Source organism: Gemmatimonadota bacterium (assembly GCA_016713785.1).
Taxonomy (GTDB): Bacteria; Gemmatimonadota; Gemmatimonadetes; order Gemmatimonadales; family GWC2-71-9; genus JADJOM01.
This window is the reverse complement of record JADJOM010000002.1, coordinates 740379-753146: the sequence shown is the minus strand read 5'-3', so window position 1 is coordinate 753146 and position 12768 is coordinate 740379. Positions and strand designations below refer to the sequence as shown.

The window sequence follows — 12768 nt, the reverse complement described above, 5'->3', positions numbered from 1 at the left end:
GGCCCACCTGGTCGGCGGTGGCGCGCACGCCGGCGAGCTGGCGCCGGGTCTGGGCCACCGACTCCCGCCATCGGGCCAAGGTCGTGAGCAGCTGCTCCATGCCGGCGATGCGATGCCCGGTCTCGCCCAGCGTCCGGGCGAGGTCAGTCGCCGTCGAAGGACCCGATCCGGCCGCTGGCCGCCTTGTACTGGGCCAGTTGTCCCGCGCGTGCTGCCTGCGCAGCCGGGCCAGCTCGCCGCGGAAGGCCCGCCCTGGAGGAGAGGGTGTCCATCTCGCCCCGAGCTGGCGGAAGGGCCCTCGAGCGCCGGAAGCCGGCGAGGTCGTCCCGAGCGCCATGGTGCGCGCGCCACCTGTCTGCACCACCGCGGCCCTCGCCGCGGGTGCGCTCGATGCCGCGGCCGATGTCCGCCAGGTCCGACTCGAGCTGGTTGCGGGTGTCCACCAGGGTGGCGAGCCGTTCCGCCGCGCCGAAGCGTCCCGCCAGCTCCTCGACCCCGCCAGCCGCCGCTCGATGGTGCTTCACCCGCTCGCCGAGCGTACTCAGCCGCCGCAGCTGGCCGATCGAGCGATCGGCGCTCCGCACCAGCTGCTCGAGGCCGGCCCGCTGGGTGTCGAGGCGGCTGACGAGTTGCGCGAGCTGGCCAGCTCTTCGGCGGAGGTACCGCCGCGCAGGGTCTTGAGAAAGGTGGACATGGGTCTGGAGTCCTCGGGGATCGGGCGGCACGGGAGGCCGCCGGCGGCTGCCGACGCGGACCCACAGAGTACGGCGAAGGACGTGGACACCGGTGGGCTGGATCATAGGGGCGCTTGCATTCTGCGAGCGTGACGACGCTGCGGCCCGGAATCCGGCCGACGGGAACGCCGGGCGGCACAAGCGATTGCACCTGGCGCACCGGGCCGGCGCGGGCGAGTGTGGCACGGCCGCCGCGGCAGTCGCGGAGGCGCGTTGTGACGGGTGACCGCGCGGCGGGCGGTCCCGGGCGCTCGTATTGCGGAGATCCCTGCGCCTGTCCCCATCCATGGTGGTCATGCAAGTGCTCCCGGCGGAAGGTTCCATCCCCTGGATGCTCGTGGCCGGGCATCGTCGCCGGCCCGGCCCCGGCCTTGTTGGCGGGGGTGCCCCGGCGCGGTTGCCGCACCCGATCGGTGCGGGCGCTGCTGCATCCGCTGGCGGGCGCCGACGGGCGGCTCGCGACCTGCCTGCGGGGTCTGCTCGTGCCGGGCCACGAGTATTGAGCAGCCGTGCTCCGGAGGACCCGCGCCATCCCGCGGGGGCTGACCGTCCGCCAGCGGGCGCGGGTGGATGGGGTGCAGCGGCGGCGGACGTGCAGGCGGCGGCGACGCTGTTGCGCCTCCTGGCCGCGGGCCTGTCTCGCGTGGTGCCCACCCTCGAGGCTGGTGAGCCGGGCCGTCCGGCGTGGGGTGAGCACTGGATCATCGTGGGACCGCACCACCTCGCCTACCAGGTCCTTGATGGCTGCGCCCCGCGGCTGGCCAGCGTGCGTCCATCGGCACGTGTGCGGCTGCTGGGGTCGGGCACGGTGTCCGAGGCGCGGAGGGACCTCGACCCCGGGCTGATCTACAAGGGAGAGCGGACCGGGGTGCGGCGGAGCACTTGCTGGTCACCGGCCTGTGGACGCCGGCACCATCGCCGGCGGCGGAGTTCCCGGCCCGGCACGCCGCGGGGCTTGGTCGCCCGGTGGGGCGGCGCGCGTTTGCCCTGGTGGTGGCGGTCCACCCGGCGCGGGGCCCGGCGAGCGCGACGCCGCAGGGGATCGCGCCGCGCCCCGCCTGGTGGCGCCGGATGCCCATGGGAAGGACTGGCAGGCGCTCCGTAGCGGCGGCGGTCGCGCTCCCGGGCCACCCGTGCCGGGCGGGTCACCGTGGGGGCAGCCGGCGGTGGCGGTGCCGACCCCACCCGCGCGCCTAGTGGCGGTGGCGCCGGCGGGCGCGGGGGGCGGGAGGACTAGCGGGTGCCGGACCAGCGCCGGCCGCCGCGCCGCATGGGGGCACGATATCCCAGGCCCGGAACCGCTTGCCGGTCTGCGCCCTTCCTTTAGTGGTCCCTAGTCCGGGGAGGTCCGCCCCAGCCTGAGGCTCCGATCCTGAGCGGCCCTGAAACGGGGAAAGGTCAACAGCCCCATGTGGGCGACGCCCTCCATCGAGCAACGGGTCACCCTTTGGACGTCTCGATCCCGGGAACGGCCTGTGCTGTCTTCATAAGCCACCCGTACAACGAGGCGCCAATCCAGATCCAGGTTCCCAAGACACCGCACAACACAAACGGGGCGGAGGCCAGTAGTAGCAACTCAACAGCCGAGGAAATAGCCACCGACTCCGACCAGCGCTGAAATGTACCTCGCCTGGAGAGCATAGAAGGCCCCACTCATCATGCCTGCGGAACGGGGTCGGGAAGCGGACGGCCTAGCACACGGCACACCTGTCCCTCCCAGCGTTGGCAAACAACTCGACAACGCGACTGACCGAGAGTTAGGTGAGACAGAGCCCACCAATAATCGCGGGCGGCGTCCGAAGAACCGCCTCCACAGATCGCGCAGGACCTTGAAAATTGGCGGTGAGGCAATCGTGGTGGCCTTCTGTACTCCAATCGATGCCCGCACCCCGATTCCCGCCCCAAACCTCGGAAATACCCCCGGAGCCCAGCCCAAGTCACCATTCTCACCACGAGTGGCGGCAATGCCCCTTGCTCCACCTAAGCCCAGCGTTTGCTTGAGCAACGACCGCGCTCTTGCCTCACTGATTCCAACGGGCAGGTCACTGCTTGAGCTGGAGAGGCCCCCTGTTGCACTTACACCAGCGCAACGCTCCACCACCATATGAAGCTGACGCTGTGAAGGTGACGAACAACCGGCCCGGGACGAGGTAAACCCGCCGGTGACGCCTCCCCCAAGGCCAGTGCCCGGGAAGCCCGCCGGTAAGCCGCCGAGAAGCCGGGAGCTGCTGCAGGGGACCGGCCACGGTGCCTGAGGGATCGAGGAGATCGATGGGATTTTCTGTGCGGTATACGCGACAAGGTTTGTTCTGCCGGTAAGGAACCCAACCGGATCCTTCGCCGTCCACCGCCCTATGGTCGGATCGTAATCCCGCACCCCAAACCGCACCAACCCCGTCGCACTGTCCGCCATCCCCCCCGCGAACCCGAACGGCTGGAAGCCCGCCCCACTGTCCGCGAGGACGTTGCCCCAGGCGTCGTAGGCGGTCCACTGCGCCACCGCGCCGGTGGCGGTGTCCACCACCGCCCGGACGCTCCCCAGGTGGTCGGTCACCAGACGATACACCGCTCCGCCCCGGACCAGGTAGTCCGGCACGTTGGCCCGGTTGCCGTAGACGAAGCGGCTCACCAGCGCGCCGGCGCTGTCGAGCTCCGCGATGGGGTTGAGCTGGTTCTGGTACAGCCAGCGGTGGGTGACCGCGCCGTTCCACTTCCGCCCGACCCGGCGGTTCTGGCCGTCGATCAGGTACTCGACGCTGTCGCCGGGCGGCAGCACCACCGTGAGGAGGTTGCCCAGGGCGTCGTACTGGTAGCGGGTCTGGGCGCCGGTGGCCGAGTCGGTCTTGGTCTGGAGCTCGCCGTTCGAGCCGTAGGTGTAGAGGGTGACCGCGCCGCCGCTGGTGGCGCTCCGGGTGAGCCGGTCCTGGGCATCGTAGCTGGAGCTGACCGTGCCCAGGGCGGTGGTGAGGCTGGTGCGGTTGCCGTTGGAGTCGTAGGCAAAGGCCTGGTGCAGCGCCCCGTCGAGCGAGTCGCGGAGCAGGCGGCTCACCCCGTCATAGACATAGCTCCAGCGCCGCACCTGGAGCGTGCCCCCGGCCTCGCGCACCGAATCAGTGAGCTGGGTGATCCGGCCCAGGCTGTCCCGCAGGTAGCCGGTGCCGAGGAGGGTGGTGCCACTCCGGGCCTGGTGGAGGCCGGCCAGCTCCCCGCGGCTGGTGTAGCTGTAGCTCCCCCGGACGGGGCCCAGGGTATCGGCCAGCAACAGGCCATGGGTGCCACTGCGGCCCAGGCGGAGCGCCCCCGCCGCCACCAGCAGCCCGTCGCGATCGTAGCTGAAGCTCACGGTGCTCGTGCCGTGGACCGTCTGGGTCTTGACCCGGAAGGCGCTGTCGTAGGCCACCTGGACGCTGTCCCGGAGCAGGCCGGCCCAGATCACCTTGGTGGGGAGGCTCCCGTCATAGGCAAACCGGAGGGTGTCGTTCCCCGGCGCGGTGATCCGGGTGAGGTTGCCGCTGGCGGCGCTGTAGCTGAACCCGAGCGTCCCGCGGTCGAACTGCACGGTGCTCGGCCGCCCGGCGGTGTCGTAGCCGAAGCGCACGGCGATGGAGTCGGGCCGGACGATGCTGTCCCTGTCTCCCCTGCGAGACGTCGCTAGTCCGATCGTGACGGGACGAACTCGAAGGGCTGAGAACCATCACCTTCTTTGTAGTCAAATGCCTCGATCCTCCTTAACTCAGCTGGCCGATTGATGAATGCCACTATCTGGCGGGGCCGCCGCCGGGGAGGCCAAATGCTCTATGGAGCGCAATGCCGAGACTGGATCCACGTCGAGCCGCGCAGCCAGCGTGACACAACAGCGCGAGTGGCGTGAGACTATCCCGCAGATCTTGACTGAAGTCCTCCAGGGCAAGGGCAGCGAAACCTTGCTGCAATTCCTCCGACGACCGCAATCCTATGGCTCTGGCAGCCCGCTCTTTGGCGAACCAGAGCAACAACGCCGACATGTTAGCGTTCATGCGACTCCTGACTTTCTCGCGAAGGATGTCATCGCGCCCATTCACCACTTCCAAAAGAGAATGGATCGCCCCTTCCGCGGCCCGCCTCCCCGTGGCGCCGCGGAGGTCCCTTGCGCCGAGCGTCGTGAGCGTCTCCAGTATCCTGTCCAACTCGGTAGTCCCGGCCATTTGCTCGTCCTAATCGGATGCTGCGGATGGGGCGATGCCTACGTGATGTCAGGTACCCCAATCCATGCCCTACTGATACCGCCCACCCGAGCCACCCTGGTGCCTGCCAGTAGCCAGGTCGACGGAGAACGGTACGACGGTCCCACCAGTAGGATCGGAAGCCTCACCGGCGAGGTGGTTCCCTCGGATGCCCAAGATGCGATTCCGTCGATTGAGACTCGTTCGCTGACCCAACGTATCCCCTGCTCGCCCAATCCAGCCAGTTGGGTGTACCCTGTCAACACAAGGACTTTCTGCTCCGGAGCAGGGAGGACCTCACAAACCGGGGAGATGGGAACCTCGAACCAGTCGCGGGGCATGTCAGTGCGAACAGCGACCGCCAATCCCTTGGACACAACCAATAGCCTGTGCAGATGAGGGTACTGGCCACCAAGTCCAAGGCATCTCCGGTTGGTGATCCGAACGCGAACACGCCAAGCCAGGACCTACCCCCGACCGGCGAGACGCGCACGATCATCCCATCGTGCCCGGTCGCACTGGACCCGCCAGGAAGTAGTACCTTGGCTCGTCGACCGCACCGCTGGGAAGTGAGGCTGGTGCGGCGTCGAAGCTCTTGGGAAACGCCCACAGTTGCCGGACCACGGTGCCGACCCTCTCAGAAGGGGTTGAAATAGCGGTGGGTGATGACCCCATTGAAATCCTTGTAGAACTGGAACACTCCCTCTATCGCCCGTCCACCCACACGGAGTCCACCGGGGATTTCCAGGCTCGTGTAGGCGGCGCCATCACCTCCAATGAACGTTGATACCCGACCGGCTGACTCAAACGCATGCACGCTCTCGCTGAAGCCATGTTGGATGGGGTCCCTGAGGTTCTTTGCCAGGACCTCGGGTGAGTAGCTGGTGCCCTCGAAGAATGACGTGGCCGATCTGGCCGCGCTAAGCTCACCGGCAACCCACCCACCACCAAGGGCAAGGCTGGTCTTCCACCACGTATCCGGCGTCCACAGCGCCGCGAATAGCCCTCCGCCCAACGCCGCCGCGCGCTGCAGACCCGAGGCCGATGGATCACAAAAGACCGAGCGGTAGTAGTTGAGAGCGGCTTCACCATCTCGCGGGAGGAACCACGACAAACCGGTCGGGTCAATCCGGTTCACCGGGTCACTGCCAACATGCGCGTACAGGGCGAGGTCCGGGGGAAGCAGACCAATGGGATCCTTGGCCGTCCACCGCCCCACCGCGGGATCATAGTCCCGCGCCCCGAACCGCACCAACCCCGTCGCACTGTCCGTGAGCCCGCCCGCGAACCCGAACGGCTGGAAGCCCGCCCCACTGTCCGCGAGGACGTTGCCCCAGGCGTCGTAGGCGGTCCACTGCGCCACCGCGCCGGTGGCGGTGTCCACCACCGCCCGGACGCTCCCCAAATGGTCGGTCACCAGACGATACACCGCCCCGCCCCGGACCAGGTAGTCCGGCACGTTGCCCCGGCTGCCGTAGACGAAGCGGCTCACCATGGCGCCGGTGCTGTCGAGCTCCGCGATGGGGTTGAGCTGGTTCTGGTACAGCCAGCGGTGGGTCACCGCCCCGTTGAGCTTCCGCCCGACGCGGCGGTTCTGGCCGTCGATCAGGTACTCGACGCTGTCGCCGGTCGGCAGTACCACCGTGAGGAGGTTGCCCAGGGCGTCGTACTGGTAGCGGGTCTGGGCGCCGGTGGCGGAGTCGGTCTTGGTCTGGAGTTCCCCGTTCGAGCCGTAGGCGTAGAGCGTCACCACCCCGCCGCTGGTGGCGCTCCGGGTGAGCCGGTCCTGGGCGTCGTAGCTGGAGCTGACCGTCCCCAGGGCGGTGGTGAGGCTGGTGCGGTTGCCGTTGGAGTCGTAGGCGAAGGCCTGGTGCAGCGTTCCGTCGAGCGAGTCGCGGGTGGTGTAGCTGTCGCTTCCCCGGACGGGGCCCAGGGTATCGGCCAGGAGCAGGCCGTGGGTGGCGCTCCGCCCCAGCCGCAGGGCCCCCGCCCCCACCAGCAGCCCGTCGCGATCGTAGCTGAAGCTCACGGTGCTGCTGCCGTGGACCGTCTGGGTCTTGACCCGGAAGGCGCTGTCGTAGGCCACCTGGACGCTGTCCCGGAGCAGGCCGGCCCAGATCACCTTAAGCCGGCATCGGGGGGAGTCGGGGCCACCCCGGCGTCCTCATTCGCGGACGGTGGTGTCCGCAGCCGTGGACACTCCGAGGGGTGCGGGCACGCGTGGACAGGGGGCAGTACCGGCGGGCGGTGAGCACCGGATCATGGGCGGCGGAGGGGCCGGCGCGTGGCGTGGGCGGGGAGGCAGCGGGGGAGGCCGTATCGGATCATGGATCGCGCGGGGGGCCGTGGGTGGCGGTGCCACGGGATCATGGATGGTGGCGGGCGGATCATCGCCGGGGGCAGGCGCGGAAAGCGTTGGGAATGGAAGAGATGACGCGGGGGCGCGGGACATGAGGCGGGGGAGAACTCCCCTGGGCGAGGGCGCAGCGGGGCGCGCCCAGGGGGCACCCGGATCATGCGCTGGGCATGCCGGCCGTGGCCGCGTGCAAGGTCCGGATCACCGCGATGATCCTGCGTCGGGCGAGGGGCACTGCCTGACGAAGGATGTGACCGGGGACACGCACTGGCACGGAGTTCGCGTGAGCGGCCTCCCGGATCGCGCCGCCGGTCGGGACCGCGCGACCCCACTGCCCATCCGCAGGTCGTTGCCCGGGGGTGACCCGACCGTCGGTCCGGGCCCAGGAAGTCACGAAAGGAGCGTCGTATGAACGGCATGATCGGCAGGACCGTCGACGCGGCCACCCGCGGCCTGGGGTTCCTGCGTCAGTACCCGTTCCTCGTCGCGGCGGAGATCGCCGTGGTGACCGCGCTGGCCACGATGGTGGCGCGGGCGGAGGAGCTGATCCGGCAGCAGCTGGCCGGTCGGGCGGCGGCCAAGTCCGCGACCAGCCATCGCGCCACGCTGCGCGAGGGCCTTCGCGCCAACCTGCTCCGGCCGCTGGCGCGCGTGGCCGAGGTCGTGGCGCACGAGCACCCGGAGTTGCGCGGACTGTATCGGATGCCGAAGGGCAAGACCAAGCACCAGACGTTCCGGGCGGCCGCGCGCCGGATGCTGGAGGAGGCGGTGGCACGGCGGGAGGCCTTCCTGCAGCACGGGCTGCCGGAGGGGCTGCTGGAGGAGCTGGGCGCGCAGCTGGACCGGTATGATGCCTCGGTGGAGCAGTCGAACGCGGGGACCCGGGCGCATGTCGAGGCCACCGCGGAGCTGGACGAGGTGGCGGCCCAGATCACGGCGCTGCTCAAGCAGCTGGATGGGATGAACCAGTTCCGCTTCCGGAATGACCCCGAGAAGCTGGCCGGGTGGGAGAGCGCGCGGAACGTGCCGTGGCCGGTGCGGGACACCCGGGGGGGGGATGGCGATCCGGGGCCGCGGCGCCGGCGGCGTGAGTGAACGGCGAAGCGTGGGAACGACGGACCGATGGAAGGTCGGTCCGTCGCTCCGCGCCTCTACCCCTGCGTTACCCGCAGCACCTCTTCCACCGTGGTGACTCCGGCCCGCACCTGCCGCAGCCCGTCTTCCCTCAGCGACCCCCGGCGGCCCTCCTCGCGGAGCAGCCGGAGGACCACGCTCTCGCCGTGGAGCGTCGGGATGGTCGAGACCCGCACGTCCACCCCCGCGCTCCACGCGGGCCTGCACCTCCCGCAGGGCCGCCCCCACCGGGGCCCGCCACCTCGGCCGCGGCGTGGAGCGCCCGGGCGAGTGGCAGGCCGGCGGGGAGGAGGGCGGCGAGGGCGCGGGTGGCCTCAAGGACATCGCGCGAGCCGCTGCCAGGGGGGGGCGGTCCGGGTGCCGGGGCCGCCGGGAGGGTTGCGTCGGCTTCCTGCAGCGCCAGCACGATCAGTCCTCGCGCTTCGAGGGTGGCGTGTACCGCCGCTGAGTTCATGGCGGCCTCCAAGCCCCGGCGCTTCTGGCCGGCGCCATCGACGGCCTCGTAGGAGTAGGCGTTGGTCACAGTCAACTCGGTGGCGGCGGGCCAAACACCAACGACGGTGGGCTCAGGGGAGTAACAGGTAGGTTCACACAAGCCGACTCCTATCAACTCCAGGTCGAACCGGGAGGTCCACCCGCGCGACATCGATGACCATCGGTGCGCCTAAGGACTCGTCGAGGTCCTCGACGGATCCATAGTCAGCGAGCCGTCGATACACTGCGGTGAACTCCTCCGCCTGAAGTCGGCTTGCGGCTAGGCCGGAGCCTCCGAAGCGTTCGGGCCAGCCGGAAAAGAGGTCTGGCCGGTAGTACGCAACCAGCAAGAGCGAGCCAAGCCCGGCCGCGACGACGTCGACGCCGATCCAGTCGAGTGCGAGTCTCGGGACCTCAATCTGTCCCTTGATCTCATCGAGCGCATCCGCACGTACCGCGATGACTTCGTTTCTATTGGCCCTTCGATTGCTCCAAGCCAACAGGAGAGCGGTGTCCTTGATGGTCCTGCAGAGGGGTAACCCGATATCGTCCGTGTCATGCGAACGCGCACGCTCTCTTGCCGCCGAGACGTCCACCGGCAGCCCCCCCCCATAGTGCTCCTCATCCACGTCAAACCAGGCCAATCGGTCCACCCCGCGTAACAGAGACCCCCGTGGCATGGGGGCCGAGACGTGAAAGCCCCTCGACCAGTCTCATCGAATGCCTGAGCTGGCTTGCGAACGACCAAGAACCCATTGACAACCGGGGTCCCATTCATGGCCTTGGCGTCACGCCTGGCTGAACCGGCACATGGCCACCGCGTCCTGCTCCCGGGATATGGATGTGCGGAACGGGATTCGCAGTCCAGTTCGATGGATTGGCGACATCCCCTGGACCGGCCCGCAGGCCAGGATAGTCCACTTCCTCGGCCCAGTCGAGAACCGTCTCAGCATCCTCAACGCTCAGCGGCTTCCTCCCGCCGTGGGTAACCTCATCCACGAGGTCCTTCAGGGCTCGCTGGTCCGGTGTCATTCGCCTCGCCAGATCGGCGACGTCGTCCCCGTGCCGGAGGAGGCCGAGGGCAGGGAGAATCGGAATCAGCGCACTTATGAGGTCCAAGCCTACCCAGAACCCGTTTAGGAGTGAAGGGCGACATGCGTAGTCTCTCAGACTAAGTGCTAGCGACGCGAGGTCCAATCCCGTCTCGATCCATAGCCCACTCGGCCACCACCCGGCCCCACTCGTCATAGTCCCGCCATGAGACCACCTGGCCGGTGCTGGCGTTGACCACCAGGGCGACGCTCCCCGAGGTGGTTGGTCACCAGCCGGTAGGTCTCGCCCCGCGCTCCAGGTAATCCGGCACGTTCACCCGGGTGCCGTACACGAACCGGCTCACCACCTGCCCGCTGCCGTCCAGCTCCGCCACCGGCGCCAGCTGCCCCTGCCACAGCCAGCCCTGCACCAGCACCCCGTTCCCTTTCTTCCCGATCCGGCGGCCCTGGCCATCCACCAGGTAGCTGATCTGGGTGCTGTCGGGGAGGGTGACGGCCGTCAGGTTCCCCAGGACGTCGTAGGTGTAGCTCGTGACCTGGCCACCGGCGTCCTTCTGGGTGAGCTGGCCGGCGTTGTTGTAGGTGTGCCTCGGGGCCTAGGTCATGATGTGCCTGGGCGGCTGACTCTTACAATGAGAGCGGCGGCCAGGCCAGTTCCTGAATCAACCCCCTGATTGAATCGCTCCTTTCTACTACCTCGACCAACTCCTCCGGGCTTCGATCACCACCGAGCCACATCCCGGTGGGATCATTGATGATCGCCGCAGCGGTCATCGCCTTGACCTGCTGGAGGGAGGTCGGCCCGCACGGTGCGAAGTCAAGCCGAATCCGAATCTCACGGTTGAGCGACAGCCGCCACCCCCACCAACGCCCTCGGCCTCCAAGAATGAGTAGCTCCCTCGCTTCGAATTCCCGCAAGTCGACATCCACAATACGGAATGGTACCCGCCAGAAGCCCGCCCGGACCTGCGAACTCGTGCTAGTCTCGAAAAACGTCTTGTCTCTAGCCACAACAACGCTGCGACCCGAGAACACGAAGGCAAGACACGGGAATGTCAACATCCGCAGTTATCTCCCTCAAGGGCTCCAGCAGTGATTGCCCCGGCGCCAGACAGTTCCAACCCTTTCGCCCACCCAGGCGTGCCATGAAGCCATCGCTCCAAGAGATTGAACTGCCTGAGGCTGATCATGTCATGGATCCCCTTCGGAATCGCGTTGAAGTTCCACGGCTGATTCTTGATCACCTCTGGCACATGCTTCCCGATGAACCCGTTAGCCTCGAAGAACCAATGATGAACCTCTTGATACAACGGACTTGAACGGCCGGGAATGTTGTGTGCCAGCCGATACTCCTTCAACGCCCTTGCGTACTTTGTCGACTTGCTCAGCTTGCCCGCGCCAGCGAGCAGTCCGCTACCGAGCGCACCAGCAATCCCGCCCATCGCGACATCTCCCCAATCCACGCACGCGAAGTTGAAACCGTTTAGTGCGAGCTGGAAGGGCCCAGGTCGCCCAGCACCGAGGACCGCCCCAAGAGAATGCCAGAAACGCCCAGTCGGGTCAACGCGGTTGACGGGGATCGCCGAATGCGCCTAGTCAAAAGAGGTTGACCCCGCCCTCGATGCCGGGCGGGTCTTGGCTGGTCCATCGGCCGGCGACCGGCATCGTAGTCCCGCGCCCCAAACCGCACCAACCCCGTCGCCCCGTCGTACAGCCCCCCCGCAAACCCGAACGGTTGGAAGTCCGGGTTCGAATCCGCCACCACCCGGCCCCACTCATCGTAGTCCCGCCACGAGACCACCTGCCCGGTGGTGGCGTTCACCACCAGTTCCACGCTGCCTAGGTGATTCGTCACCAGCCGGTAGGTCTCCCCGCCCCGCTCCATGTAGTCGGGCACATTGACCCGGGTGCCGTACACGAACCGGCTCACCACCTGCCCGCTGCCGTCCAGCTCCGCCACCGGCGCCAGCTGCCCCTGCCACAGCCAGCCCTGCACCAGCACCCCGTTCACTTTCTTCCCGATCCGGCGGCCCTGGCCATCCACCAGGTAACTGATCTGGGTGCTGTCGGGGAGGGTGACGGCCGTCAGGTTCCCCAGCACGTCGTAGGTGTAGCTCGTGATCTGGCCGCCGGCGTCCCTCTGGGTGAGCTGGCCGGCGTTGTTGTAGGTCTAGTCCGCGCCGCCGTAGGTCTGCAGCCGGTCCTCGCCGTCGTAGGTGCCGGTGACGGTGCCGAGGGGGGAGACGACCTGGATCCGGTTGCCGTTCGCATCATAGCTGTAGACCGTGGTGTCGGCGCTGTCCCGGACCACCCGGAAGAGGCGGCCCGAGGCGGAGTAGTCGTAGTCCCAGGTGGTCGTGCCCCCCCCCGTCTGGCGGGTGTAGTCGGCCTGGTAAGACGTCTCATCAGCCAACCTCAACTACGACCGCCTCCACCGCCCAGAGGGCCGCTTCCCCGTGGCGAGGAATTCCCTCACCGCATCCAAGGCCTGCTCTGGGCTCGTACAGTCCGATGCGGGGACTGCGAAGGGCTCGCCTCTGCGGGTGCGGAGCTGAACCGTTCCGGGTCGGGGCGCTCCTTCAATCACCCACTCGTGATCATCGTCTTCGTAGGTCACCAGGACCAGGCTGCCGTCTGAGAACACGGAGAGCCGGCGCTCGGGCACCGGTGCCGTTACCCCGAGCACCCGATACACTCTGCGGGTAAACGCACCGTCGCGCGACGGCAGCATGACCGCTGCCGAGGCGTTACCACCGGCGCTCACGGCCCTCGATACTTCGTCGAGCACCCCTGTTGTTGTTTCCGCATGCGCGGTG

General features: G+C 68.2%; 10 protein-coding genes and 2 pseudogenes. 1 reads left to right on the top strand and 11 read right to left on the bottom strand.

The window, feature by feature from the left end; all coding sequences use genetic code 11:
• Window positions 1–143 precede the first annotated feature (143 nt).
• From IPJ95_07645 to IPJ95_07635, 3 genes are all read right to left on the bottom strand, one after another.
• A complete protein-coding gene (locus tag IPJ95_07645; protein MBK7923494.1) occupies window positions 144–725 on the bottom strand; it encodes a hypothetical protein in 582 nt (193 codons plus the stop codon).
• 1585 nt (window positions 726–2310) lie between these two features.
• Window positions 2311–4332: an RHS repeat-associated core domain-containing protein gene (locus IPJ95_07640; GenBank protein MBK7923493.1), complete on the bottom strand. Its 2022-nt coding sequence runs from the start codon at window positions 4330–4332 to the stop codon at window positions 2311–2313.
• A gap of 1241 nt (window positions 4333–5573) precedes the next feature.
• Complete coding sequence (locus tag IPJ95_07635; GenBank protein MBK7923492.1) at window positions 5574–7058, bottom strand: hypothetical protein; 1485 nt, start codon at window positions 7056–7058, stop codon at window positions 5574–5576.
• A gap of 642 nt (window positions 7059–7700) precedes the next feature.
• On the opposite strand from IPJ95_07635, the gene IPJ95_07630 reads away from it, so the two are divergent.
• Window positions 7701–8387, top strand: coding sequence for a hypothetical protein (locus IPJ95_07630; protein ID MBK7923491.1), 687 nt, complete (start codon window positions 7701–7703; stop codon window positions 8385–8387).
• A gap of 56 nt (window positions 8388–8443) precedes the next feature.
• On the opposite strand, the gene IPJ95_07625 is transcribed toward IPJ95_07630, so the two are convergent.
• The 8 genes and pseudogenes from IPJ95_07625 to IPJ95_07590 form a co-directional block, all read right to left on the bottom strand.
• Window positions 8444–8608, bottom strand: a complete 165-nt coding sequence (locus IPJ95_07625) for a hypothetical protein (GenBank protein MBK7923490.1) — start codon at window positions 8606–8608, stop codon at window positions 8444–8446.
• Between the two features lie 405 nt (window positions 8609–9013).
• A complete protein-coding gene (locus tag IPJ95_07620) occupies window positions 9014–9529 on the bottom strand; it encodes a hypothetical protein (GenBank protein MBK7923489.1) in 516 nt (171 codons plus the stop codon).
• A gap of 689 nt (window positions 9530–10218) precedes the next feature.
• Window positions 10219–10410, bottom strand: coding sequence for a hypothetical protein (locus tag IPJ95_07615; GenBank protein MBK7923488.1), 192 nt, complete (start codon window positions 10408–10410; stop codon window positions 10219–10221).
• Between the two features lie 15 nt (window positions 10411–10425).
• Window positions 10426–10533 (bottom strand): annotated as a pseudogene (locus IPJ95_07610) (RHS repeat protein).
• A gap of 474 nt (window positions 10534–11007) precedes the next feature.
• Window positions 11008–11415 carry a hypothetical protein gene (locus IPJ95_07605; GenBank protein ID MBK7923487.1) on the bottom strand — a complete coding sequence of 136 codons (408 nt, stop codon included), beginning with the start codon at window positions 11413–11415 and terminating at the stop codon, window positions 11008–11010.
• A gap of 20 nt (window positions 11416–11435) precedes the next feature.
• Window positions 11436–12119: pseudogene (locus IPJ95_07600) on the bottom strand (RHS repeat protein).
• Window positions 12120–12122: 3 nt separating this feature from the next.
• On the bottom strand, window positions 12123–12365 hold the full coding sequence (locus IPJ95_07595; protein ID MBK7923486.1) for a hypothetical protein: 243 nt from the start codon (window positions 12363–12365) through the stop codon (window positions 12123–12125).
• A gap of 6 nt (window positions 12366–12371) precedes the next feature.
• Complete coding sequence (locus IPJ95_07590; GenBank protein MBK7923485.1) at window positions 12372–12683, bottom strand: hypothetical protein; 312 nt, start codon at window positions 12681–12683, stop codon at window positions 12372–12374.
• Between the last annotated feature and the right edge of the window lie 85 nt (window positions 12684–12768).